This window comes from Xanthobacter sp. 91 (assembly GCF_000702385.1).
Classification (GTDB): domain Bacteria; phylum Pseudomonadota; class Alphaproteobacteria; order Rhizobiales; family Xanthobacteraceae; genus Xanthobacter; species Xanthobacter aminoxidans.
This window is the reverse complement of record NZ_JNIB01000001.1, coordinates 237474-260886: the sequence shown is the minus strand read 5'-3', so window position 1 is coordinate 260886 and position 23413 is coordinate 237474. Positions and strand designations below refer to the sequence as shown.

22 protein-coding genes are annotated in these 23413 nt (G+C 67.2%); 10 read left to right on the top strand and 12 right to left on the bottom strand.

What is annotated here, in order from left to right; translation table 11 throughout:
• The first annotated feature begins 46 nt into the window (after nt 1–46).
• On the top strand, nt 47–835 hold the full coding sequence (locus tag A37E_RS25740; protein ID WP_051678704.1) for a carbon monoxide dehydrogenase subunit G: 789 nt from the start codon (nt 47–49) through the stop codon (nt 833–835).
• An 85-nt stretch (nt 836–920) separates the two neighbouring features.
• Here the strand turns inward: A37E_RS25740 and A37E_RS0101390 are convergent, their stop codons facing one another.
• Nucleotides 921–2162: an amidohydrolase family protein gene (locus A37E_RS0101390; RefSeq protein ID WP_029554986.1), complete on the bottom strand. Its 1242-nt coding sequence runs from the start codon at nt 2160–2162 to the stop codon at nt 921–923.
• 40 nt (nt 2163–2202) lie between these two features.
• Nucleotides 2203–3150, bottom strand: coding sequence for a LysR family transcriptional regulator (locus A37E_RS0101385; RefSeq protein WP_029554985.1), 948 nt, complete (start codon nt 3148–3150; stop codon nt 2203–2205).
• Between the two features lie 297 nt (nt 3151–3447).
• Between A37E_RS0101385 and A37E_RS0101380 the strand changes: the two genes are divergently transcribed.
• From A37E_RS0101380 to A37E_RS0101355, 6 genes are all read left to right on the top strand, one after another.
• Nucleotides 3448–4647, top strand: a complete 1200-nt coding sequence (locus A37E_RS0101380) for an ABC transporter substrate-binding protein (protein ID WP_197022911.1) — start codon at nt 3448–3450, stop codon at nt 4645–4647.
• Between the two features lie 114 nt (nt 4648–4761).
• Complete coding sequence (locus A37E_RS0101375; RefSeq protein ID WP_024278090.1) at nt 4762–5637, top strand: branched-chain amino acid ABC transporter permease; 876 nt, start codon at nt 4762–4764, stop codon at nt 5635–5637.
• Nucleotides 5634–7442, top strand: a complete 1809-nt coding sequence (locus A37E_RS0101370) for a branched-chain amino acid ABC transporter ATP-binding protein/permease (protein ID WP_029554983.1) — start codon at nt 5634–5636, stop codon at nt 7440–7442. Before A37E_RS0101375 ends, A37E_RS0101370 begins: the two co-directional genes overlap by 4 nt.
• Nucleotides 7439–8197, top strand: a complete 759-nt coding sequence (locus A37E_RS0101365; protein WP_029554982.1) for an ABC transporter ATP-binding protein — start codon at nt 7439–7441, stop codon at nt 8195–8197. The genes A37E_RS0101370 and A37E_RS0101365 overlap by 4 nt, the downstream gene beginning before the upstream one ends.
• A gap of 41 nt (nt 8198–8238) precedes the next feature.
• Nucleotides 8239–8934 carry a cyclase family protein gene (locus A37E_RS0101360; protein WP_029554981.1) on the top strand — a complete coding sequence of 232 codons (696 nt, stop codon included), beginning with the start codon at nt 8239–8241 and terminating at the stop codon, nt 8932–8934.
• A 127-nt stretch (nt 8935–9061) separates the two neighbouring features.
• Nucleotides 9062–10468, top strand: a complete 1407-nt coding sequence (locus A37E_RS0101355; protein ID WP_029554980.1) for an amidase family protein — start codon at nt 9062–9064, stop codon at nt 10466–10468.
• 102 nt (nt 10469–10570) lie between these two features.
• On the opposite strand, the gene hpaI is transcribed toward A37E_RS0101355, so the two are convergent.
• The 4 genes from hpaI to A37E_RS0101335 are packed head-to-tail and all read right to left on the bottom strand — an operon-like array spanning nt 10571 to nt 14255.
• Complete coding sequence (hpaI, locus tag A37E_RS0101350) at nt 10571–11332, bottom strand: 4-hydroxy-2-oxoheptanedioate aldolase (protein ID WP_029554979.1); 762 nt, start codon at nt 11330–11332, stop codon at nt 10571–10573.
• Nucleotides 11333–11354: 22 nt separating this feature from the next.
• Complete coding sequence (hpaH, locus tag A37E_RS0101345) at nt 11355–12137, bottom strand: 2-oxo-hept-4-ene-1,7-dioate hydratase (RefSeq protein ID WP_029554978.1); 783 nt, start codon at nt 12135–12137, stop codon at nt 11355–11357.
• 22 nt (nt 12138–12159) lie between these two features.
• Nucleotides 12160–12999 carry a cyclase family protein gene (locus A37E_RS0101340; protein WP_081837386.1) on the bottom strand — a complete coding sequence of 280 codons (840 nt, stop codon included), beginning with the start codon at nt 12997–12999 and terminating at the stop codon, nt 12160–12162.
• Entirely contained in the window at nt 12996–14255 is a 1260-nt protein-coding gene (locus A37E_RS0101335; protein WP_029554976.1) for an MFS transporter, read from the bottom strand. The genes A37E_RS0101340 and A37E_RS0101335 overlap by 4 nt, the downstream gene beginning before the upstream one ends.
• A 219-nt stretch (nt 14256–14474) precedes the next feature.
• Between A37E_RS0101335 and A37E_RS0101330 the strand changes: the two genes are divergently transcribed.
• On the top strand, nt 14475–15371 hold the full coding sequence (locus tag A37E_RS0101330; protein ID WP_051678702.1) for a LysR substrate-binding domain-containing protein: 897 nt from the start codon (nt 14475–14477) through the stop codon (nt 15369–15371).
• Nucleotides 15372–15407: 36 nt separating this feature from the next.
• Here A37E_RS0101330 and A37E_RS0101325 read toward each other — a convergent pair whose 3' ends face one another.
• Entirely contained in the window at nt 15408–16343 is a 936-nt protein-coding gene (locus A37E_RS0101325) for a LysR family transcriptional regulator (protein ID WP_051678701.1), read from the bottom strand.
• 112 nt (nt 16344–16455) lie between these two features.
• On the opposite strand from A37E_RS0101325, the gene A37E_RS0101320 reads away from it, so the two are divergent.
• A complete protein-coding gene (locus A37E_RS0101320; protein ID WP_081762565.1) occupies nt 16456–17241 on the top strand; it encodes a class II aldolase/adducin family protein in 786 nt (261 codons plus the stop codon).
• A gap of 38 nt (nt 17242–17279) precedes the next feature.
• Nucleotides 17280–18590 (top strand): MFS transporter, encoded by a 1311-nt coding sequence (locus A37E_RS0101315; protein ID WP_029554973.1) that lies wholly within the window; start codon nt 17280–17282, stop codon nt 18588–18590.
• A 109-nt stretch (nt 18591–18699) separates the two neighbouring features.
• Here A37E_RS0101315 and A37E_RS0101310 read toward each other — a convergent pair whose 3' ends face one another.
• The 5 genes from A37E_RS0101310 to A37E_RS0101290 all read right to left on the bottom strand — a co-directional run bounded on the left by A37E_RS0101310 (nt 18700) and on the right by A37E_RS0101290 (nt 23410).
• The gene (locus tag A37E_RS0101310; protein WP_038192410.1) at nt 18700–19227 is read right to left on the bottom strand and encodes a flavin reductase family protein; all 528 of its coding nucleotides are present in this window, start codon (nt 19225–19227) and stop codon (nt 18700–18702) included.
• Nucleotides 19227–20546 (bottom strand): LLM class flavin-dependent oxidoreductase, encoded by a 1320-nt coding sequence (locus A37E_RS0101305; RefSeq protein ID WP_029554971.1) that lies wholly within the window; start codon nt 20544–20546, stop codon nt 19227–19229. Before A37E_RS0101305 ends, A37E_RS0101310 begins: the two co-directional genes overlap by 1 nt.
• Nucleotides 20547–20685: 139 nt before the next feature.
• Nucleotides 20686–21912, bottom strand: coding sequence for an ABC transporter substrate-binding protein (locus A37E_RS0101300; protein WP_051678700.1), 1227 nt, complete (start codon nt 21910–21912; stop codon nt 20686–20688).
• Nucleotides 21909–22490 (bottom strand): carboxymuconolactone decarboxylase family protein, encoded by a 582-nt coding sequence (locus A37E_RS0101295; protein ID WP_051678699.1) that lies wholly within the window; start codon nt 22488–22490, stop codon nt 21909–21911. Before A37E_RS0101295 ends, A37E_RS0101300 begins: the two co-directional genes overlap by 4 nt.
• Nucleotides 22490–23410 (bottom strand): branched-chain amino acid ABC transporter permease, encoded by a 921-nt coding sequence (locus A37E_RS0101290; RefSeq protein WP_038192406.1) that lies wholly within the window; start codon nt 23408–23410, stop codon nt 22490–22492. Before A37E_RS0101290 ends, A37E_RS0101295 begins: the two co-directional genes overlap by 1 nt.
• Nucleotides 23411–23413: the final 3 nt, after the last annotated feature.

Below are 23413 nucleotides of genomic sequence, written 5' to 3'. Positions count from 1 at the left end.
TCGGCGGCATCGACGCACCGGCCTGAAGGGGAAGGGAGACACGCACATGGACATGAGCGGCGAACAGTTGATCCCGGCCCCGCGCGAGGTGGTCTGGCAGGCGCTCAACGATCCGGAGATCCTCAAGCTCTGCATTCCGGGCTGCCAGGAGCTGGTGAAAAGCTCCGACACGCAGATGAGCGCCAGGGTGGTGCTCAAGGTGGGGCCGGTCAGCGCCCGTTTCGAGGGGGCCGTGACCCTTTCGGACCTCGATCCGCCCAACGGCTATCGCATCAGCGGCGAAGGGCAGGGCGGCATGGCCGGCTTCGCCAAGGGCGAGGCGAGGGTCACCCTCGAGGCGGCCGGGGCGGACACCATCCTGCGATACGAGGTCAATGCGCAGGTGGGCGGAAAGCTGGCTCAGCTCGGCGCCCGCCTCATCGACGCGACCGCGAAGCAGATGTCGGGCGCCTTCTTCAAGCGCTTCGCGCAGGAGATCATTGCACGCCGGACCCTCGGGCAAGGGGATGCGCCGGCATCGGCTGCCATGCCTCCGCCGCCCCCCACCACTGCCGCTCCTGTCGCGCATTCGCTTGGCGCACCTTCTGCCGCGGCACCTCCGCCCCACGCCGTGTCCGCCGGAATGCGCCTCGCCGGGCTCGGTATCTTCGCGGCTTCGCTCGTCGCTTCCGCCTATTTCCTTTCAGGGGCAGGGGAGCATGGCGGTCGAACGGGAGTCTCTCCCGACTTTTCGGCGGCGGTGATCCTCCTCCTGACGGCAGGCTTGGGATACCTTCTTGGTCGCCTGCAAGGCGTTGTGACGACAGTGGTCACGATCAGGCACGAGGCAAGTTAGACCAGGGCCGGCGCGGGGGGCGAATGCGGCGCTGGGCCGGGCGAGGCGGGGCCGGGGATGAAGGCGCCGAACGCATCGGCACCGCTCATCGTCCGCACCCGCAGCCGGGAAAGTGCAGTTTCGCCCGCTCCCGCGTCAAGGTGCGCCGACCGCCCTTGAAGGCCGCGAGGACAGGCGACAGCTCGGCCACCGCATCGCGCGGGGAGGGGCTGTCGATGATGACGAAATCCGCCGCCTTGCCGACTTCCAGCCCGTAATCGGGAAGGTTCATGAGGCGGGCGGGGCGGCTCGTCACCATGTGGAAGCACTCGGTCATGTCGTGGGCCGAGCCCACGTGGCAGATGTTGGCGTTGAGGTTCGCCATCCGCAATTGCGAGCAGTCGCCGAACGGGGTGAAGGGGTTCAGCACATTGTTGGTGGAGAGCGAGCAGTTCACCCCCTGCTGCAGCAGCAGGTGCGCGGGGGTGACGCCGCGCGTCTTGGCGAAGGTGCGATCCCGGCCCATCAGGAACAGGTCGGTGGAGGGCAGCACGGTGAGCGCGACGCCGGCATCGCGCATGCGCGTGGCGATCTCCACCAGCCGCTCCGGTTCCACGTAGGCGAGCTTGGTGACATGGCCGATGGCCACCCGCCCGCCCCAGCCGAAGCGTTCGGTGAGCGTGCAGACGTATTCGAGATCGAGCGCCGTGGGATCGGCGCCGAAATCCAGATGCATGTCGATGTCCACGTCGAAGTCGCGGGCCATCTGGAACACCCGGTCGATCTGTCCGTGCGGGTCGGTGTCCGTATAGGGCGCCGCGCCCACCGCCTTCGCCCCGCGCCGCAGCGCCTCCACCATCAGCTCTGCGGTGCCCGGATTGTTGGTGAGGCCCTCCTGCGGGAACACGCAGACCTCGATGTCGATGGCCCAGCGATAATCCGCCACCAGTTGCATCACCCCCTCGAAGCCGCGCAGGCCGATGCCGGGGTCCACCTCCAGGTGGGTGCGCATGTGGGTGGTGCCCTGGGCGATGGCTTTCTCGATGGTGCGCCGGCCCCGGGCGTACACGTCCTCCGGAGTGAAGTCCTTCTTGGCGCGGGCCACCTCGGCGATGGCCTCCTCCAGATCGCCCCGCCGGGAAGAGCAACGATCGAGGATGCAGGACTTGTCGAGGTGGATGTGGGTTTCCACGAAACCGGGGGCGACGAGGCATCCCCCGGCATCCACCACCTCGGCGTCAGCCGTGATCTCGGGCGCGATGGCTTCGATGCGGCCGGCGGTGATGGCGATATCGACGATAGGGTCCGGCGCGTCCGGCAGGCGGGCGTTCTTGACAATCAGGTCCATGGGGGGCCTCGACGGCTGGCAGGGGTTGATTTCCGCGATTTCACTTCACGCTGGCGCGGGCCTTCTCGCCCTTGAGCTTGGCGCGCCAGGTTCCGGCTTCGACCATCTCGGCGATGACATTGGCCATCACCTTGGCCACCGCCTCGGAGCCGCGCGGGTTCATGCTGCGCTGGGAGACGACGACGGACAGCCGCCAGGACGGCGTCGGATCGAGGATGGGGACGGCGACCATCTCGCCGCGCGCCATCTCGTCCATGAAGGCGAAATGCGGCATCACCCCCAGCGCCCGGCCGGAGCGCACCAGACGGGCGATGGTGGGCAGGCTGTCGCAGGCCGTGGCGATGGGTTCCACGTCGTTGCGGGCAGCGAACTGCTCGATCACCGTGCGCATCACGTTGGGCGCGCCGGGCAGCACGATGGGCCACGCGAACATGTCGCGGAACGCGATGGCGCCCTTGGCTGCCAGAGGGTGGTCGGGCGCTGCGAACAGCATGAGGTCCTCGACCATCATCTCGGTCCAGGCCACATGCTCGAACGCCTTGTGGTCGTACAGCAGGGCCACGTCCAGCCGGCCGGCCTGGAGGAGGTCGTCGAGATAGCCGGTCATGGCCTCCACCACGTGGAGGGCGATCTTGGGCTGCTGTTCGGCCATCGCCGAGATCAGCGGCAGTCCGAGGCCGCGGCAGGCGGAGGTGGGCAGCCCCACCGACACCCGTCCCGATGGATTGAGCGACGTGGAGCGAACCTGGTCCTTCACCCGGTCCACCTCCTCAAGGATGCGGCGGGCATGGTCGTAGAATTGCTGTCCCAGCTCGGAGGGCGTGACGCCGCGCGCATGGCGCATGAGCAGTTCGACGCCCAGCTCTTCCTCCAGATTCTTCATCTGCTGGCTCAGCGAGGGCTGAGCAATGCGCAAAACCTCTGCCGCACGCGAGAAGTTCCCGCTCTCTGCAATCTGGACGAAGTATTTGAGCTGACGAAGGTCCATGGCTCACCTTTGCATTATCTGAAATGGCATTGCCTAAAGGCGATTGTCAAATTGCATGATATATAGCCATATGCACAAACTATGGGCTATAAAGTGGCATAAGCCGATAATAATCAATGGTTTGGTATGGTTGATTTGGGTTTGGTGCAGCCTATTAAAGCACCCTATAGGCTGGGCCTATATATGTGATCGGAAAATAATCTTTGTCCTGAGGCAGCGCCTATATCAGCCTCATCTCGCAGATGATTTTCGGGCGGTCATGCCCGGCGCGTCCTGTACACGGCAGGAGAAACAGACATGCCTCCACAGAGCATTTTGCGCGGCCAGCTCCTGGCTGCGACGGTGGCGCTCGGCCTTTGCACCGGCCTCTCGGCCACGGCGCTGGCCGATCAGGAACCCTGTATCGGCAATTCCGCCGCCGTCACCGGCCCGGCCGCCTTCTCGGGCCTCGCCATCAAGATGGGCGCCGAGATCGCCATCGACGAGATCAACGCGGCCGGCGGCGTGCTCGGCAAGAAGCTGCGGCTGGTGCAGTATGACGATGCCGGTGCCCCGCCGCGCGGCGTCGACAACACCCGCCGCATCGCTCTGGCCGACAAGTGCATCGCCGTGCTCGGCGGCTTCCATTCCACCGTCGCTCTGGCGCAGGTGGACCCGATCCACGAGATCGGCATTCCCTACATGGGCGTGTGGGCGGCCAACACCAAGGCCATCGAGAACGGGCGCGATCCCAACTTCATGTTCCGCGTCTCCGCCAAGGACAAGTGGGTCGCCCGCTTTCTGGTGGACGAGGCGCTGAAGGCGTCGAAGACCGGCAAGGTGGCGTTCTTCTACGAGAACACCGGCTGGGGCAACGGCGCCTTGCCGGACGTGAAGGCCGCGCTCGCCGCCAAGGGCAAGGAGCTGGTCGCCGCCGAGACCTTCAACTGGAACGACCAGGACATGTCGCCCCAGGTGATCCGCGCCCGCGACGCCGGGGCGGACGTGGTCATCGTGTGGTCCCTCGACCGCGAGGCCAACCAGATCCTGCGGTCCATGGACAAGGCGAGCTGGAAGCCGGCCATCATCGGCGCCTGGGGCATCTCCGGCAATCTCGGCGAGCTGGCTGGTCCCCTCGCCAACGGCGTGCGGGTGATGCAGACCTACTCCTTCCTCACCCCGCAGAGCGAGGCGGGCAAGAAGCTGCTTGCCGCCGTCGAGGCCAAGACCGGCATCAAGGACCCCAAGGACATCAAGGCGCCGTCCGGCATCGCGAATTCCTATGACGCGGTCTACGTGCTGGCCGACGCCATCAAGATCGCCGGCTCCTTCGACTGGAAGAAGGTGCAGCAGGCCCTCTACCAGGTGAGCCGCGACGGCCTCGTCGCCCCCTACAAGCCCGCCTTCGACAAGGCCGATCCCGAGCGCCAGGACGCCATCCTGCCGCAATACTACCTGCTGACCGTTTGGCACGACGGCAAGCTGATCCCCCTCAAGGGCTCGCCCTACGACAAGTGAGCCCGCGCGGGAGGCGGTTTCCCTCGCCGCCTCCCGCTTCTGCCTCTCCCGCGCAGCCGCCCCGCGCCTCGACCGGCCACGGCCGGGTCCCCTCCCATCGACAGGTCGCCCGCAATGACCACAGTGGTGCAATACATCCTGTCCGGCCTTGCCATCGGCGGCATCTACGCCCTGGTAGCCCTCGGCTTCCACATCATGTGGTCGTCCGCCAAGGCCGTGAACTTCGCCCATGGCGACACGCTGATGATCGGTGGCCTCTTGGCCGTCTATCTGCTCGCTGCCGGCCTCCCGCTGGGCCTCGCCTGCCTCGTGGCGGTGCTGGCCGGCGGCCTGTTCGGGCTGGTGCTGGAGCGCATCGCGGTGCGCCCGTTCCTGTCCCAGCAGGGCTCGGTGGGCTGGATGCTCACCACCATCGCCGTGGGCATCATGGTGGAGAGCTTCGCCACCATCCAGACCCAGGGCTACGCCCGGCCGCTGCCCTCGCCGGGCGTGGCCTCCTCGGTGCATATCCTCGGCGCTGGCATCTATCCGCAGGAACTGGTGATCCCGCTGGTGGCGGTGGTGGCCATGCTTGGCCTGCGGGCCCTCCAGCGCCACACCCTGGTCGGCCGCGCCATGCGGGCGGTAGCCCATAACAAGAATGCCGCTGCCCTCATGGGCATCAACGTGAATGCGGTGGTCGCCTTCTCCTTCGCCCTTGCCGGGCTTCTGGGCGCGGCGGCCGGCGTGCTGGTGGCGCCGGTGGTGCAGGCCTCCGCTGCCATGGGCGTGCTGCCGGGCCTGAAGGGCTTCGCCGTGGCCATCATCGGCGGCATCACCTCGGCGCCGGGGGTGGTCATCACCGGCCTCGTCTACGGGGTGATGGAGAAGTTCGTCGAGGGCTACATCTCCACCGCCGCGCGCGAGATCATCGGCTTTTCCCTCATGATCCTCACTTTGCTGGTGTTCCCCCAGGGCCTGTTCGGCAAGCGGGAGGTGATGAAGGTATGAGACACCTCACCCGCCATCTCACCCTGCTGGGTTTCGCGGCCCTCGCCGCCATCCTGGTGATCGTGCCGCTCACCTCCGGCAACGAGTATGAGCTGCGCCTGTTCATGCTGTTCCTGATCTACGGCATCATCGCCGTGGGCCTGAACGTGCTGGTGGGGCTGACCGGCCTCGTCTCCCTCGGACAGGCGGGCCTGTTCGCGCTCGGCTCCTACACCGGCGCCATCGTGGCGACGCGGCTTGGCTTCGACATGATCTCGTCGAGCCTCATCGCCGCGATCGTGGCGGCCGGGTTCGGCGTGCTCCTCGCCTATCCCACGGTGCGGGTGCGCGGGGTCTATCTCGCCGTCGTCACCATCGCCTTCGGCCTCATCGTGGAGAATGTCGCCATCGAATGGCAGTCGCTCACGGGCGGCACCACCGGCATCACCTCCATTCCCTCGGCCAATGCGTTCGGGGTGCGGCTGTCCGGCTATGCCTTCTACGGCGTGCTGGCCGTGGTGCTGTTCCTCGCCACGGCGGCCGCGCACAATCTCAAGGTTTCGCGCTACGGCCGCGCCATGCTGGCGGTGTCCCAGAGCGAAATCGCGGCGCGGGCTCTTGGCGTGGACGCCACCGCCATGCGCACGCTGGCCTTCGTGGCGGCGGCTGTGACGGCTGGCCTCGCCGGCACCTTCTACGCCTTCCTCAATTCCTACATCTCGCCCGACATTTTCACCTTCTCGGACAGCGTGCGCTTCCTGCTCATGGTGATCCTGGGCGGGGCCGCCTCCACCTTCGGGCCGGTGCTCGGCGCCTATATCCTCACCTATCTGCCGGAATATCTGCAGGAGTTCGCGGTGTGGCAGAAGTTCGCCTATGGCGCGCTGCTGCTCATCGTGATGTTCGTGATGCCGCGCGGCATCATGGGCTCGCTCGCCGCCGGCCTGAAGCGTCTCGTGCCGGTTCCCCGTGCGGTCGCCGCGTCCGAAGGCCTGCCCGCCGAGGACACGCTGCGGCTCGATCCCCGCGCGCAGAAATCCGAGCTGGTGGCGCGCGACCTTACCGTGCGGTTCGGCGGGCTCACGGCGCTGGCCAAGGCCTCGCTGCGGGTGAAGCCGGGCGAGGTGCATGCCCTCATCGGGCCGAACGGCGCCGGCAAGTCCACCTTCGTCAACACCATCTCCGGCTTCTACCAGCCGAGCGAGGGCGCCTTCGAGCTGGACGGCATCCAGCTCGCCGGCAAGCCTTCCCACGAGATCGCCCGCGCCGGCCTCTCCCGCACCTTCCAGAACACTGAGCTGTTCGGTGAGATGACTGTGCTGGAGAACGTGATGGTGGGCTACCAGCAGCGCCTCGGCTACGGGCTCCTCGCCGCGGTGCTCCGCACCGGGGCCATGCGGCGGCAGGACGAGGAATGCCGGCGCGCTGCCATCGGCCTGCTCGTGTTCGTGGGGCTTGAGGACTATGCCAACGAGGAGGCGCGCTTCCTGCCCTTCGGCCTCCAGCGCCGCCTTGAGATCGCCCGCGCCTTGGCCCCCCGGCCGCGCCTGCTGCTGCTGGACGAGCCCGCCGCCGGGCTCACCACGCAGGAAATCGACGAGCTGGAAGCCATGATCCGGCGCATCGCGTCACTGGGTGTCTCGGTGCTGCTCATCGAACACCACGTCGAACTCATCATGGCGGTGGCTGACACGGTGACCGTGCTGGACTACGGCCAGGTGATCGCCAGCGACACGCCCGCCGTGGTGCAGGAGAACCCGCGCGTCATCGAGGCCTATTTCGGCACCTCCCTCGATCACGCGAACCCGGCCGAGGTGACGGCATGACCCCTCCCGATACCCACACGGCGGACGTGCTGCTCGACATCCAGTCCATGGAATTGCGCTACGGCGCGGCGGTGGCGGTGCGCGACATATCCCTTCAGGTGAAGCGCGGCCAGCTGGTGGCGGTGATAGGCAACAATGGTGCCGGCAAGTCGTCCATGGTGAAGGGCGCGACCGGCCTCGTCGCCCCCTCCGGTGGCAAGGTGTTGTTTCGCGGCGCCGACACCACCCGCTTGAGCGCGAATGCCAAGGTGGGGCAAGGCCTCGTCATGGTGCCGGAAGGCCGGCTTATCTTCCCCGACCAGAGCGTGGAGGACAATCTCATCCTCGGCGCCTACGTCCATGGCGGGCTGAAGGGCGCGCGGGCGAAGCAGACCCGTGACAAGGTGCTGGAGCTGTTCCCGCGCCTCAAGGAGCGCCTTACCCAGCAGGCCGGCTCCATGTCCGGCGGCGAGCAGCAGATGCTGGCCATCGCCCGCGGGCTGATGGCCGAGCCGGAACTGCTCATCATCGACGAGCTGTCGCTCGGCCTCGCGCCCAAGATCGTCGACCAGCTCATGGGCGTGCTCTCGACCCTCAACAAGGCCGGCCTCACCATCCTTCTGGTGGAACAGCTCGCCTCCTATGCGCTGGCCATCGCCGACCATGCCTATGTCATCGCCAACGGCCGCGTCGCGCGGGAGGGGCCGAGCCAGGTGCTCGCCCGCGATCCCGAGGTGATGGAAGCCTTTCTCGGCCGCAAGAAACCGGCGGCCTGAGCCTCATCATTTTGCAAGTCCGTCCAGTCCAAGGAGCCCCCATGTCCAGAATCGTCGACCTCAGCCTGCTCATCGAAGACAACATGCCGGCCCACAAGCTGTTTCAGCGGCCGGTCATCACCACCCACATGAGCCACGAAAGCTCGAAGGCGCTGGGCCTCGGCGTGCCCGGCGACGCCATGACCTTTCAGACGAATTTCATCGCCATGCTCGACCATGTGGGCACCCATGTGGATGCCTTCCGCCATGTGAAGCCGGACGGCGCGCCCATCGACGAGATGCCGCTGGAGATGTTCATGGGCAAGGCCGTGTGCTTCGACCTGCGCCACATCCCGGACCTCGGCGAGATCACCGTCGAGGATATGGAGAAGGCCGAGGCGGCCGCCGGCGTGAAGGTGGACGGGCACATCGTGCTGCTGTGCACGGGCTTCCACAACCGCAACTATCCGAGCCTGGATTCCGTGTGGAAGAATCCGCTGCTCACGGCGGAAGCCACCAAGTGGCTGTATGACCGCGGCTCGAAGATGCAGGGCGTGGAAGGCCCCTCCACCGACAAGCCCTCCGACAACATCTTCGCCCAGCACCGCCTGTGCCGCGACCTCGGCATGAGCCACTGGGAATGGCTGGTGAATCTGGAAGAACTGGTGGGCAAGGGCGAATTCCAGTTCTTCGGCGTGCCGCTGAAGTTCAAGGGCGGCTCCGGATCGCCGGTGCGCGCCTTCGCCATCCTCAACTGATCATTGCGAATACGTCTCTTCTGCCCTGACTAGACGTATGGGTCTGCTGGATGGTCACTGCCGACCATCCAGCAGCGCTCATTTTTTCGGTCTTCACCCAAGATCAATCCCGCGCGGGAGCAGCCCCATGTCCGCCGATTTCGACACCCTGAGCGCGACGGCCCTGCGCACGCTGGTGGCCCGGCGCGACGTCTCACCGGTGGAGCTGACGCGCCGCGCGCTCGATCGCGCCATCGCCACCCAGCCGACCCTCAACGCCTTCTTCGTCATCCTGGAGGAGGAAGCCATGGCCGCCGCCCGCGTCGCCGAGGATGCGGTGATGAAGGGCGCGCCGCTCGGCCTCATCCATGGACTGCCGTTTTCCGCCAAGGACCTGATGGCGGTGAAGGGGGTGCGCTATGCCTCCGGCTCCCGCGCCATGGCCGACAACATCGCCGAGGTGGACGCCCCCGCCGTGGAGCGGGCGAAGGCGCAGGGCGGCATCCTCATCGGCAAGACCACCACCAGCGAATTCGGCTGCAAGCCCATCGGCGATAGCCCGCTCACCGGCATCACCCGCAATCCGTGGAACCTCGCCATGACGCCGGGCGGGTCGAGCGCGGGGGCGGCGGCCTCGGTGGCGGCGGGCATCACCCCGTTCGCACTGGGCACCGACGGCGGCGGCTCCATCCGCATTCCCTGTGCCTTCAGCGGGCTTTCGGGCCTGAAGGGCCAGTTCGGCCGGGTGCCGGTCTGGCCCACCTCGGCGACGCCGACGCTGGCCCATGTGGGTCCCATCGCCCGCTCCATGAGCGATGCGGCGCTGCTGTTTTCCGCCGTGGCCGGGCACGACCGGCGCGACCCCTTCGCCGTCGCCGGCCCGGTGCCGGATGTGTTGGGCGCGGCTCAGGCCTCGGTGGCCGGCATGCGCGTCGCCTACAGCCCCACCTTCGGCTACGCCCGCCCCGCGCCCGAGGTGATTGCCGCGACCGACCGTGCTGCCCAGACATTCGAGGCGCTGGGCTGCCACGTGGAGCAGGTGGATGAGGTGTTCGACACCGACCCCGCCGATTTGTGGACCGCGGAATTCTATGCCGGCGTCGGCACCCGCCTGCGCGATGTGCTGGAAAACCGCCGCGCGCTTCTGGACCCGGCGGTGGCCGACATCCTGATGCCGGCCCTCGGCCAGGAGATGAAGAGCTACTATGCCAGCGTCTTTGCCCGCTACGCCTTGCGCGAGAAGATGCGCCTGTTCTTCGAGCGCTACGACCTGCTGATCTCCCCGGTGCTGCCGGTGAGCGCGCTGGAGGCGGGGCGCAACTTGCCGGAGGGGCTGGAGGACCGCAACCTCGTGTCCTGGGTGTTCTACACCTACCCCTTCAACCTCACCGGCCAGCCCGCCGGGGCGGTGTGCGCCGGCCTCTCGCCGCAGGGCATGCCCATCGGCCTTCAGATCGTCGGCCGTTCCTATTGCGAGGACGATGTGGTGCGCGCGGCGGCGGCGTTCGAGCGCGCCCAGCCGCCCGGCTACAACCGCCCGCCGGCAGAGGCCTGAGACGACCCGGTCCCGAAACCGCCCGTACCCAAGGCCGATTTGCGGCGGCCGTTTCCGGTGCGCCTGACGCGATTGGCTTCCCGGCCTAAATCCAGCGCTGGTCTAGCGGAAGGCCGCGAGCGCCTGCTCCGACTGGCGCGCGAGGATGCCCGCGTCGACGCCGATGGCCGTGAAGGTCGTGCCGAGATCGATGCAGCGCTTGGCGAAGGCCGGGTCGCCCGTGAGGATGCCCGCCGGCTTGCCGGCGGCGCGGATGCGGACGATGGCGTTTTCCACGGCATCCACCACGCGGGCATGCTTCAGGTCGCCCACGTGGCCGAGGCTCGCGGCAAGGTCGCCGGGACCGATGAAGATGCCATCGACACCCTCGACAGCGGCGATGGCGTCGATCTGGTCCAGCGCCTCCTGAGTTTCCACCTGAACCAGCAGGCACAATTCCCGCGCGGCGGCGTGGGCATAGTTCTTCACCCGGCCGAAGCGGGTGGCGCGGGTGAGGGCGGATACCCCCCGGATGCCGTCGGGCGGATACCGGGTGGCGGCCACCGCGGCGCGGGCCTCCTCGGCATTCTGGACGTAGGGGATCAGCAGGCTCTGCGCGCCGATGTCGAGCAGACGCTTGATGAGCACGGTGTCATTGGCCGCCGGCCGCACCACCGGGGACACCGGATAGGCCGAGACCGCCTGCAATTGGGCGAGGACCGTCGTCAGTTCGGCCGGGGAATGTTCCGTATCGAGGAGCAGCCAGTCATAGCCGGCACCGGCCACCACCTCGGTGGCGTAGGCGCTGGAGAGGGTGCACCAGAGGCCGAGCTGCTGGCGGCCCTCGATCAGGGCCGCCTTGAAGGCGTTGCGGGGCAAGTCCATGAGAAAGCCTCAGGTGAAAGCCTCAGGTGAAGGAGACGCTGATGGCGCCCACCGGTCCATAATCGGCGGTTATCACGTCGCCGGCGGCGATGTCCACGGGCCGGGTGAAGGAGCCCGCCAGCACGATCTGCCCCTTCTCCAGCTTCGCGCCCACGGCGGAAAGCTTGTTCACCAGCCAGGCGATACCGGCCGCCGGATGGCCCATGATGGCGGCCGAGACGCCGCTCTCCTCGATGATGCCGTTCTTGGAGAGAGTTGCGCCCACCCAGCGGATGTCGATGTCCATGGGGCGGATGACCCGGCCGCCCACCACGATGGCCGCGAAGGCGGCGTTGTCGGCGATGGTGTCCACGATGGCGCGGGGCACCTCGGTGCGATAGTCGATGATTTCCAGCGCCGGCACGACGAACTCGGTAGCGCGCATCACGTCATAGATGCGCACGCCCGGCCCTTCGAGGTCTTCGCCCATCACGAAGGCCAGTTCCACCTCGAGGCGCGGCTTGATGAAGCGCGCGGCGGGAATCTGGGCGCCGTCATTGAACAGCGCGTCGTCGAGGATGCGGCCATAGTCCGGCTCGGTCATCTTCGAGGCCATCTGCATGGCGCGGGAGGTGAGGCCGATCTTGTGCCCGGCCACGCGGGCGCCGTTGGCGATGCGCGCCTGCGCCCACAGATCCTGCACGCGGTAGGCGTCCTCGATCTCCATGTGTGGGAAGGTGCGGCTGAGCTGGACGACGGGCTTGCCCTCGCGCTCGGCCTTGAGAATCGATTCAGCGCCGAGGCGGCGCTCCTCTTCGGTCATCATGGGTGCGTGTTCCGGCGCGGGGTCACAGGAGGGCGAGGGGGCGGACCGGCGAGCCCGTGGCGCCGGTGATCCGCAGTGGCTGGGCCACGAAGGCGAAGGAGCCCTGGCCTGCCGCGCCCAGCTCGTCGAGGGTGAGGTTCTCGATGATGTGGATGCCGTTCTGGGCGATGAGGATCATGTGCACCTCCAACGTGATGTTGTGGTGGTTCATCACCTCGAACGCGGACGTATCCGAGCCCACGGAGAACGGCTTGCGTGCCGCGAGCCAGCGCCCGCCCTCCACGCCCGGTCCCGGCGCGCCGGCGGATTCGAGGCCGAGATATTTCGGCGAATCCTGCCAGTAGGCCGCCCAGCCGGTGCGCACCAGCACCACGTCGCCCGCCCCCACACGGGTGCCGGATGCGGCCTCTGCCGCCTCCAGCTCCGCCACGGTGATCTCGTGGGCGGGATCGAGCGCCTCGACACCGAGCGCGCGCGCCACGTCGAGCAGTACGCCGCGCCGGAAGATGGGGGCGATGGTTTCCGCCCCGTGCACCTTGAACAGGCCGGTGCCCTGCTGCTCCTTGCCCGCATCATACTTGCCATAGAGCGCGCCATGCTCGGAGACGTGGCACAGGGCATCGATGTGGGTGGACGAGTGGGTGCTCGTCACCATCAGCTCGTTGGACGAGGAGTGGCCGCAGGAGCGCAGCACGTCGCCGTGCCGGTTGTTGAGGGTGATGTGGAAGGGGGGATGCGCCGGGTGAATGGGCATTCCCTTCTGCATGGGGTGGCTGAGGTCGATGCTGCGGGCAGCCTCGGCGGCCTTCAGCCAGTCCTCGAAATCGAAGCTGCGGGACGGCGCGGAAGTGACGGCATTCATTGGAGCTTGGCTCCCTTCGTCTCGGGCAGGAAGATGAGGACGATGAGGCCAGCGAGCAGGAAGAAGCCGGCCGTGAAGGCGAGGGCACCGGAGAGGCCGTAGCTTGCCGCGAGGAAGCCCACCATCATGGGGGCGAGGGCGCTCACCGCGCGGCCCGCGTTGTAGATGAACCCCTGCGCCGTGGCCCGCACGTTGGTGGGGAACATCTCGGCGAAGGTGGGGGCGAAGCCGGAATAGAAGCCGGTGCCGAAGAAGGCGACGATAGGGCCGAAGGCCAGCAGCGCCGTGGGCGTGGAGATCATCGTGTAGACCGGCACCGCGATGGCCGACAGCACGAAGTAGACGACGAACGCCACCTTGCGGCCCAGCGAATCCGCCACGTAGCCGAAGGAGATGAAGCCGAGCGCCGCGCCCACCTGCATCACCACGATCCAGGTGGTGGACTTCACGAGGTCGAGGCCGGGGCCGCCATTGGCGACGGGGGTGGCGAGCCAGGTTGGAATCCAGGTGAACAGGCCCCAGTAGCCGCACATGGCCGCCGCGGTGAAGGCGAAGCACACCAGCGTGCTGCGTCCATGCTCGCCGCTCAGCATCCGCACGGTTTCCATGAAAGTCAGGCGGCGGGTCTGCTGCTTCCAGATCTCCGGCTCCGGCGTGTGGCGGCGGATCCAGAAGGCGAGCATCGCCGGGGCGATGCCGAAGAAGAACACGCCGCGCCAGCCGATCACCGGCAGCAGCACCGCCGCGACGATGGCCGCCAGCGCATAGCCCGAGGCGAATGCGCTCTGCACCCAGGCCATCACCTTGCCGCGGTGCTGGGCGGGCCAGGTCTCGGTGATGAGGGCGGCACCCGCCGACCATTCACCGCCGACGCCGAGGCCGACCACCATGCGGAACAGCAACAGCTGCGCGATGCTCTGCGAGAAGCCGCACAGCAGGGTGCCCACCGAATAGCAGAGGATGGAGAGCACCATGGAGCGGGTGCGGCCGATGCGGTCGGCGAGGAAGCCGAAGACGAGGCCGCCGAAAGCCGTGGCCACGAGGCTCGCCGAGGCGATCATGCCGGCGGTGGACCGCTCCATGCCGAGGTCCGCGCTGATGTGGCTGATGAGCATCGCGAACAGCAGCAGGTCCATGATGTCGAGGGCCCAGCCGAGATAGGCGGACCAGAACGACTGCCATTGGGCCTTGGTGGCGCCCACATACCAGCGCGCGCCGGCGGCCGCGGGGCGGCTGCCAGAGACATCGAGGCTCATCGGTATTCCTCCACGATTATTGCTTGCCGCGCCTTTTGCGCGGGCCTTTCCGCCTCGGCCACGAAATGCCTTGGCGAACAGGGCTTTGGACCTTGATAGGAATGGCGGATGCGCGCCGCAATTGGTCAATTTTCAAGCGGGATGTGAGCGGAATTGACATGCGGGCGGCGGGGCCCCATGCCTCAAGGGCATTTATCCGTGGCCGCGTGTGAAATTGGAATGTCTCAACTCTATCGCTCCCTGCCGTCGCTCCAGACGCTGCGCTGCTTCGAGGCGGCGGCGCGCCTTGGCAGCTTCACGTCGGCGGCCGAGGAGATGTGCATCACCCACAGCGCCGTGAGCCACCAGATCCGCGCCATGGAGGAGGCGGTCGGCCAGCCGCTCTTCACGCGGCAGGGCAACCGCATGGCGCTCACCGTGGTCGGCCGGAGCCTCGCGGCGGAGACGAGGCGTGCGCTCGACTATCTCAGCCAGGCCTATGCGGTGGCCCACGCCCAGGCGGTGCCGCGGCCGCAGATGCTGAACCTGTCGCTCCAGGTGGCGCTGGCGGAGCATTTCCTGCTGCCGCGCCTCAATGAGTTCAAGCAGGTGCTCGGCCCCGTCGTGCTGCGCATGACGAGCCTGCCGGACCTTGAGGAAAAGTGCCCTGAAGACACCGACATCGCGCTGGTCTACGGCACCGGCGACGTGCCCGGCATGATCGTGGAGAAGATCGCGGACGAGGAGGTGTTTCCGGTCTGCAGCCCCGCCTTCCTCGCGCGCTATCCGGACCTGTCGCTGGAACGGATGCCCGAGGTGCCGCTGCTGCTGCATTCCCAGGTGACGTGGAACCTGTGGCTGGAAAAGGCGGACCTGCCCATCGTCTACCCCACCCAGTCCACGCTTCTGGACGACATCGCCCTCACCATCCGCGGCGCGCTGGCCGGGCAGGGCATCGCCATGGCGCGCTCCCTCGTGGTGCGGGACTATCTCAGGACGGGCGAACTCGTGCGCCTGTTTGACCTCTCGGTGCCCGGCATCTTCTCCTATCACCTCGCCTGCCGCAGCCAGGACGTGCGCACGCACTATGCGCCGCAGATCGACTGGATCGTCCGCGCCATGCGCGCGCTGCGATAGGTGCGCGGCGACGGTGCGGGCGACGCCGGCCGCTGTTCAGGTCGCACCGCGGGCGCCCCCCGCCTGGTGGCCGAAACCCAGTTCTTTCCGCAGTTGCTGCAGCGCGCGGGATGCGGCGACCGTCAGCAAGCTGTTGGTCCGGCAATAGATCGAGAAGCTCCGGCTCGATTGCATCTGCGCCTGTCTCACATCCAGCGCTACGAGAGGCGAAGCGACCCCCTCAAACAGCATCGGTGGTAGCCAGGTCAAAAAGCCGGCCCGCTCCACCAGGGCCTTCATGACCAGCAGGGATTGCGTCTCGACGCGAACGTCGGGGGCGGGAACGCCGTTGCGGGCGAACACCTCGCTGACTTGGGAGCGCACCGAAGTGCCTTCGGGCGGAAGCACCCAATTTGCCTCCCGGATATCCTCCAGCGACAGGTTGGCGCGCGATGCGAGCGCGTGCCCCCTGCCGGAGACGAAGCAGCAGCCCTCGTGCGAGGGGCCGCGGACAAGACACTGAATGTCCTGTCCCTCCGGCAAATGGAAGGCCACCGCCAGATCCAGCTCGCCGTGCACGAGGCGCACGGCCAATTCGTCTTCGAGCCCGACGACGATGGAGAACACCGTCTCCGGAAATGCGGTCCCCATGCGCATGATCGACGGCGGAAGAAGGACTTCGGCTGCGCTGGACACAACCCCGAGCCGGACGCTGCCCTGCCCGATACCCCGCAGCGCACGGATCTCCGAGAGCGTGGTCTGGGTCTCGCTTTCAAGGATGCGCGCGCGGTGCAGCAGCACTTCGCCGTAGGCGGTCAGCGTCATACCGGTCGGCTGGCGCTCGAACAGTGGCGCGCCCACCTGGGCCTCCAGGCGCTTGATCGTGCGGGTCAGGGCGGGCTGGGTCAGGTTGAGCACCTGAGCCGCGCGGCTGAGAGAGCCCTGCTCGGCGACCGCGAGGAACGCCGTGACCAATCTCGAATCCAGGGGCATGATTTTTGGTTATGTCCTTAGCTCACACGGCATTGGATTTCGCAGGACGGCTGCTGCAGCTTCACCCCCGCCCAAACATGGCTGAAAGAGATGATAGGGAGCATCCTGGGTGATGAACAACGATAAAATGCAGCAGTCACTGCTGCGTCGCGCCACCTTGCGCCACCGGGTCAGCGATGGGGAATGGGCGGCGCGCGTCGAGCTTGCCGCATGCTACCATCTGTGCGCCCACTACGGGATGACCGATATGATCTACAATCATATCTCCCTGCGCATCCCCGGCGAGAATGAGCATTTCCTCATCAATGCCTTCGGCCTGCTCTATGAGGAGGTGAATGCATCGAACCTGGTGAAGGTGGATATCGACGGCAACCAGCTGGATGACGACCCGCTGGATGTCAGCCCCGCCGGCTTCGTCATCCACTCGGCCATACACCGCGCGCGACCGGACGCACGATGCATCTTCCACACGCACACGGCCGCCGGCGTCGCCGTCTCCGCGCGGAAGGAGGGGCTGCTGCCCATCTCTCAGCACGCCCTGCGCTTCTTCGAGCGGATCGGCTATCATCCGTTCGAAGGCATCGCCCTCGATCTCGACGAGCAGACGCGTCTCGTGCGCGATATCGGCTCGCACAACGCACTCATTCTTGAAAATCACGGGCTTCTGACGTGCGGAAAGACGGTCCGGGACGCGTTCGAGCTCATGTATTACCTGGAGACGGCCTGCAAGATCCAGGTGGCCGCCCAGTCTGCCGGCTCGTCCCTCATCTTCCCGTCAGAGGCCGTCGCCCGGCGGACGGCGAAGCAGTTCGAGGATATCGACCCCTTCATCGACGAGCGCGACTGGAAAGCTCTGCTGCGCCTGCTGGAGCGCCGGCAGTCGAGATACGCGGCGTGACGTGCAAACAACGATAATATGAATTCGGGGGAAGCCACATGAGCTCCGATACAACAGCAATCGCCAGCGCGGGCGCCAGTGACGAGGACGGGAGCCTGTTCGCAAGAATCAGCTGGAAATTCATCCCGTTCATCATGCTGTGCTACCTGTTCGCCTATATCGACCGGGTGAACGTGTCGTTCGCGAAGATATCCATGGCGAAGGACCTGCAATTCAGCGACTCCGTGTACGGGTTCGGCGCAAGTATTTTCTTCATCGGATACTTCTTCCTCGAGGTGCCGAGCAACCTCATCCTCGATCGCGTCGGCGCCCGGCTCTGGCTGGCGCGCATCATGATCAGCTGGGGCGCTATCAGCTGTGCGACACTTTTCGTGCAGGGCGAGGTCTCATTCTACATCCTGCGCTTCCTGCTCGGGGTTGCGGAAGCCGGGTTCTTTCCGGGCATCATCTACTTCCTGACCACATGGTACCCGAGCAGGCTGCGCGGGCGCATCATGGCGGCCCTGATCTGCGCCATTCCCATCTCCGGCCTGATCGGCGGCCCGGTCTCCGGTTGGCTCCTCGACGCCCTGCATCAGGTCGGTGGGCTGAAGGGGTGGCAGTGGCTCTTCCTGGTCGAGGGCTTTCCGTCCATTCTCCTGGGAATTGCCTGCCTATTCATCCTGCGCGACGGGCCCGAGGATGCCGAATGGCTTTCGCCGGACGACCGGGGGCGGCTGAAGCAGATCAAGGTGGAGGAAGCTCATGCGACCCCGGGCCATTCATTCCGCGACGCGCTGACGTCCCTGGCGCTGTGGAAGCTGACTTTCATCTACTTTTCGCTGGGCGCCGGCTTCCTCGGAATTGCATTCTGGATGCCCACCCTGCTCAAGGAGGCGGGAGCTGGGTCGAATACGATGATCGGCCTTCTGTCGGCCATTCCGCACCTGTTCTCCATCGTTGTCATCATCGGTGCGGGGTGGTCTTCGGATCGCTTCCGGGAGCGGCGCCTACACCTCGTGGTGCCCATCCTCGTCGGAGCCCTGGGCATCGTGATCGCCGTCAAGTCCAGCGGCGATCTCACCACGGTGCTGATCGGGCTGACGATGGGTGTGGCGGGAATAAGCTCGGCCATCGCCACGTTCTGGACGCTGCCGGGCCTTGTCCTCGGCGCCCCGGCATTGGCGGGCGGCCTCGCGCTCATCAATTCCGCCCTTGCGCTGGGCGGGTTCGCCGCGCCGTTCGCGATCGGGTGGCTGCGCGATCATGTCGTTGATGGTGGCATGGTTGCCCTGCACACCCTGGCGGCAATTCTGGTGCTCGGTGCGGTGATGGTCCTGACCTTCCGCGGCCGTGTCGTGAACCGCTAGCTTTGGCGGGCGTGTCTCAGGGCTCGCGCGGCCGTCCTGGCCGGTCGCGAGCCCTGAGCGCCAAGGGGACCTGAGATTGTTGGCGCACGCCTGAAACCGCCGCGTACGTTCACCGCCAAGACGGAGGGGCGCCATCCGACGCCGCGAGCCGGCGATAGGTGCCGTCGAAATAGAGCAGCGGCTCGGCGCCACGGCAGCTGACGCCGACCACCTCGCCGACGAAGATGGTGTGCGTGCCGGCGTGGTGACGCTCGCGCAGCCGGCACTCGATCACGGCCACCGCCTCGGCGAGGAGGGGACAGCCGGTCTCGCCCAATCCATGCGCCACGTCCTCGAACGGCCGGTCGAGCCGGCGGGCGAAGCGGCCCGCCAATTCCTGCTGGTGTGCGGCGAGAATGTTCACCGCGAAGGCGCCGCTGTCGGCGATCAGGCCGTGGGAGGTGGTCTCGCGGTTCACCACGGCGAGGAGCTGCGGCGGGGCGGTGCTGACGCTGCACACCGCCGTCGCCGTCATGCCATTGAGCTGGTCGCCGCGGCGCGAGGTGATGACCGTGACGCTCGCCGCCAGAACCCGCATGGCGGCCTTGAAGTCGGCCGCATCCACGGGCGGCTTCTCCGCGGCGGAGGAGGGACGCATCAGGCCGCCCCCTCGGTGAGGAGGTCGCGCAGCTGCCCGCCGCCATACCCGCGCCGCAGGTAGCCGCGCGCCTGCAAGAGCGGCACGACCTCCCTCACGAAATCCTCGAACGTGTCCGGCAGGAAGGCCGGCGACACCACGAAGCCGTCCGCCGCGCCGCTGTCGATGATGGCGATGAGCTGGTCCGCCACGTCCTCTGCCGTCCCCACGGCGCGCGGGCACATGACGCCCCGCGCATAGACGCCGCCCGCCTCGGCGATGGTCATGCCGCCATCGGGCGTGATGCTGCGGAGCGCGGCGAGGTTGCCTTGACTGCCCGAGGCGGCGATCTCCTTCACCGTGGCCTCCATCGGCAGGCTGGAGAAGTCGGTGTTGGCGTGGGCGGCCAGCGTGGAGAGGCCGGCGACCGGATCGGCCAGGGAATCGTGCAGGGCCTCCTTCGCCTCCGCCTCGGCGCGGGTGGCGCCGATGAAGGGCATGATGGCCATCAGCACCTTGCTCGCCCCCGGCGGACGGCCCGCCGCTTCGAGCGCGCCCGCCACATCAGCCTTGAAGGCGCGCATCCGCTCCATATTGGGCTGGAGCGCGAAGATCACGTCGGACCAGCGCGCCGCGAACGCCTTGCCGCGCCCGGAGGAGCCGGCCTGCACGATCACCGGCCGCCCCTGCGGGCTGCGCGGGATGTTGAGCGGCCCGCGCGACTGAAACCACGGCCCGCGATGGTTGACGTAATGCACCTTGGCGGGATCGGCATAGATGCCCGCCGCCCGATCGAGGATGAGGGCGTCTTCGTCCCAGCTGTCCCAGAGGCGGAAGGCGAGTTCCATGAACTCGTCCGCGCGGTCGTAGCGCTCGTCATGGCCGAGATGCGGCACGGTGCCGAAGTTCAGCGCCTCCCCGTCGTTCATGGAGGTGACGACGTTCCACGCCGCCCGCCCGCCGGAGATGTGGTCCAGCGTCGCGAACTCGCGGGCGATGTTGTAGGGCGCGTCATAGGTGGTGGAGCGCGTGGCGCCGAGGCCGATATGGCGCGTCACCGCCGCCATGGCGCCGAGGATCGGCATGGGGTCCATGCGTGTCGCGTCCTGGTCGCCACGGGCGAGGCCGGCGGCATGGCTGTCGCCGTAGCGATCCGCGATGGCGAGGCGGTCGGCGAAGAACAGGAAGTCGAAGCAGCCCTGTTCCAGCAGGCGGGCGATGCGCACGTAGTGGTCGAGGCTGAGGAACGGCGTCTCGTGCGCCGGATTGCGCCAGATGGCGTGGCTGTGCACCACCGGGCCGGCGATGAGGAAGCCGCACAGATGCATGTGTTTCGACATGGTAGATCCTCCCTGTCCCGATCCTGGGCAAGGCTTTCCGGTTCACGCGCCGGATGCCCTGCGCATGCTGATGATGAGACCTTGGTGCTTTGACTGAATGGTCATCCCCCGGCCGGGCCGGGGGATGGGAGCCTGGGCGTCAGGTAATGATGCCGAGGGAGACGTTCTTTCCGCCCTTGATCTCCTGAACGAGGAAGGAGCGGTTGATCTGGTCGCCACGGGCGTCGAAATCGCAGGTGGCGCCGGCACCGACGAACTTGATCTTCTTGCCGGCGCGGATGAGCTCAAGGCCCTTTACCACGTCGTCCACCTCCTCGCCGGGCGGGTTGCAGACCTCGAAGACGGATTTCGCCCACACCTTCGCGTCGGATGACTTGGCGTGCTCCATGGCGAGGGCGGTGACGCACATCTGGTCGTGGGCGTTGCCGGCGAAGAGGAAGACGGTGCCGGGCGCCGCGCCCATCTCCTTCACGAACTTCTTGTAGGACGGCGAGTCGAGCGGCGGCGCGGGCTGAAGGTGGTAGATGCCGTTCGCCACCTCCGGTCCGACGGCCTGGAGGAACTTGCCCTCCGCATCGGCGCCGATGGACAGCGCGACGATCTTGGACTTGAAGCCGCCGCGATAGACTTCCTTGGCGATGGAGACGAAATCCGTCAGCAGGGAGAGGCAGAACACCGCGTCCGGATCGCCGCCGAATGCCTTCTCGACTTCCGAGCGGTAGGACGGCTGGTCGGGGTTGTACATCACCACGTCGAGCACCTTGCCGCCGAGCTTGGCGAATTCGGCCTTGAAGGGCTCGATCATGGCCACCACGAAGGGGTTCTGCTGGGCCAGCACCACCGCCGTCTTGGCGCCGATGGTCTTCATCACCTTGGCGCCGGCCGGGCCCCAGGACGTGCTTTTCGCCTGGAAGCGGAAGACCATGCCCTTGGTGTCGCCCTCGGTCACGGCATTGGCCGAGCAGGAGACCATCTGCACCTTGTCGGCGGCGAGGATGATGGGCTTGGCCGCCAGCGCGATGGGGCTGCCCCAGAAGCCGCCGACCAGCTCCACCTTGTTCACTTCCAGCAGCTTTTTGGTGCCGGTGACGCCGACGGTGGGATTGGTCTCGGAATCCTCGATGAACAGCTTCAGCGGGCGTCCGCCGAGGATGCCGCCGGCATCGTTCACCCATTTCACCGCCATCTCGGCGGCCTTCTTCATGTCCGGGCCGTAGGGGCCGGTCGCGCCGGAGAAGGGCAGCACCATGCCGATGGGGATCTCGGCTGCCTGCGCCGCGGCTGGCCGCCCAAGCAGGGCAGCCGCCGGGAGCGAGGCGAGGCCGGCGATCACATGCCGGCGAGTGAGGGGCAGACTGCGCGTCACGGCTGTTCTCCTGCTGCTGTATCGGGTTCGGGATGGAGTTGGAGCAGCGCTTCCGCGGCGCCGTCGTCGATCTGGAGCGCGTCGTTGAAGCGGTTGAAGAAGCCGGCGAGCGCTGCCCGCAGGGTCAGCTCGACGATCTGCGCCTCGGTGAAATGCTGCCGGAGGTCATCGAACATCTGGTCGCGGATGCCCCAGGCGCGCTGGGTGACGAGCCGGGCATAATCGATCACCGCGCGGTCGGCCGCATCGAAGGCCGGATGATCGCTCGCGGGGAGGGCGGCCACCGCTTCCTCGGGCACACCCTCCACCTCCAGCAGGGGGGTGTGGTGGGAGACGCAATAGGGGCAGGCATTGAGCTTCGAGACGGTCACGACCGCCAGCTCGATGTAGCGGAACGGCACGCCTTCCCGCGCCCGCAGCTCCATCAGCATCCGGTAGAGATGGTCGAGCGCGGGCGGCACATGGGCGAGCACCGACGCCTGGTCGCGAAAGTCGGCATAGCCGCCGGCGAAGGCTGTGAAGACCTCCGCATAGGGGAGCGGCAGGTCGGCCGCGGTGAGGGGGGCGACGCGGGGCATCAGGCTTTCTCGCTTTCGGGCGGGAAGAAATCGGCGAAGCGGCGCTTCGGCTCGGAGACGAGGCCTTCCGGCCGCAGGATCAGCAGCAGGACGATGCCCACCCCGATCATCCCGAGCCGCAGGGCGGAGAGCTGGACGCCATCGACGCCTGGGATCACGTCCTTCAGGAAGCGCGTCGCCTCCAGGATCAGCATGATGGAGCCGGCGCCGAGGACGAGGCCGAGGTTGGAGCCGCGCCCGCCGGCGATCACCGCCATGAAGGCATAGGCGGTGATGATGGGGGTGAACTGGCTCGGGTCGATATAGGTGAGGAAGAAGGCGTGAAGCGCCCCCGCCAGCCCCATGATCGCCCCGCCGATGGCGAAGGCGCGCACCCGCAGGGCCAGCACGGGCTTGCCCAGCGCCGCTGCGGCTGTCGCATCGTCGCGCACCGCCCGCAGCGCCCGGCCGAAGGGCGAGCGGACCAGCGCCTCGCTGAAGGCGAAGACGATCACCACCAGCCCCAGCGCGAAGGCGAGGATCACCGCATCGCCCCATCCCGCCGGCGTGATGCCCGCGAACGGGCGGGGAATATCCGCGATGCCGAGCGCCCCGCCGGTCAGCTCGCCGAGATTGAGCAGCAGGATGCGCACGATCTCCGCGAAGCCGATGGTGACGATGGCGAGGTAGTTTTCCTCCAGCCGGATGGTGAGCAGCGACAGCAGCATGGAAAGGCCCGCGCAAACGGCCGCAGCGAGCACCATGCCGGCGAGCCAGCCCACGTGCGGCGCGCTGATGGCCAGCGTGTAGGCCCCCAGCGCGACGAAGCCGGCGACGCCGAAATTGACCAGCCCGGCAAGCCCCCATTGCAGGTTCAGCGCCAGCCCCACGAGGGCCGCGATGGCGACGAGGATGACGACGGTGACGAGGTAGGAGATCATTGC

Excerpts from the sequence above, each read along its gene's own strand:
- A37E_RS0101370 (WP_029554983.1), top strand. The coding sequence starts at position 5,634 with ATGAGACACCTCACCCGCCATCTCACCCTGCTGGGTTTCGCGGCCCTC.
- A37E_RS0101365 (WP_029554982.1), top strand. The coding sequence starts at position 7,439 with ATGACCCCTCCCGATACCCACACGGCGGACGTGCTGCTCGACATCCAG.
- A37E_RS0101375 (WP_024278090.1), top strand. The coding sequence starts at position 4,762 with ATGACCACAGTGGTGCAATACATCCTGTCCGGCCTTGCCATCGGCGGC.
- A37E_RS0101385 (WP_029554985.1), bottom strand. The coding sequence starts at position 3,150 with ATGGACCTTCGTCAGCTCAAATACTTCGTCCAGATTGCAGAGAGCGGG.
- A37E_RS0101330 (WP_051678702.1), top strand. The coding sequence starts at position 14,475 with ATGTCTCAACTCTATCGCTCCCTGCCGTCGCTCCAGACGCTGCGCTGC.
- A37E_RS0101305 (WP_029554971.1), bottom strand. The coding sequence starts at position 20,546 with ATGTCGAAACACATGCATCTGTGCGGCTTCCTCATCGCCGGCCCGGTG.
- A37E_RS0101340 (WP_081837386.1), bottom strand. The coding sequence starts at position 12,999 with ATGAATGCCGTCACTTCCGCGCCGTCCCGCAGCTTCGATTTCGAGGAC.
- hpaH (WP_029554978.1), bottom strand. The coding sequence starts at position 12,137 with ATGATGACCGAAGAGGAGCGCCGCCTCGGCGCTGAATCGATTCTCAAG.
- A37E_RS0101390 (WP_029554986.1), bottom strand. The coding sequence starts at position 2,162 with ATGGACCTGATTGTCAAGAACGCCCGCCTGCCGGACGCGCCGGACCCT.
- A37E_RS0101310 (WP_038192410.1), bottom strand. The coding sequence starts at position 19,227 with ATGCGTCCCTCCTCCGCCGCGGAGAAGCCGCCCGTGGATGCGGCCGAC.
- A37E_RS0101360 (WP_029554981.1), top strand. The coding sequence starts at position 8,239 with ATGTCCAGAATCGTCGACCTCAGCCTGCTCATCGAAGACAACATGCCG.
- A37E_RS0101325 (WP_051678701.1), bottom strand. The coding sequence starts at position 16,343 with ATGCCCCTGGATTCGAGATTGGTCACGGCGTTCCTCGCGGTCGCCGAG.
- A37E_RS25740 (WP_051678704.1), top strand. The coding sequence starts at position 47 with ATGGACATGAGCGGCGAACAGTTGATCCCGGCCCCGCGCGAGGTGGTC.
- A37E_RS0101355 (WP_029554980.1), top strand. The coding sequence starts at position 9,062 with ATGTCCGCCGATTTCGACACCCTGAGCGCGACGGCCCTGCGCACGCTG.
- A37E_RS0101380 (WP_197022911.1), top strand. The coding sequence starts at position 3,448 with ATGCCTCCACAGAGCATTTTGCGCGGCCAGCTCCTGGCTGCGACGGTG.
- A37E_RS0101335 (WP_029554976.1), bottom strand. The coding sequence starts at position 14,255 with ATGAGCCTCGATGTCTCTGGCAGCCGCCCCGCGGCCGCCGGCGCGCGC.
- hpaI (WP_029554979.1), bottom strand. The coding sequence starts at position 11,332 with ATGGACTTGCCCCGCAACGCCTTCAAGGCGGCCCTGATCGAGGGCCGC.
- A37E_RS0101320 (WP_081762565.1), top strand. The coding sequence starts at position 16,456 with ATGAACAACGATAAAATGCAGCAGTCACTGCTGCGTCGCGCCACCTTG.
- A37E_RS0101290 (WP_038192406.1), bottom strand. The coding sequence starts at position 23,410 with ATGATCTCCTACCTCGTCACCGTCGTCATCCTCGTCGCCATCGCGGCC.
- A37E_RS0101315 (WP_029554973.1), top strand. The coding sequence starts at position 17,280 with ATGAGCTCCGATACAACAGCAATCGCCAGCGCGGGCGCCAGTGACGAG.
- A37E_RS0101295 (WP_051678699.1), bottom strand. The coding sequence starts at position 22,490 with ATGCCCCGCGTCGCCCCCCTCACCGCGGCCGACCTGCCGCTCCCCTAT.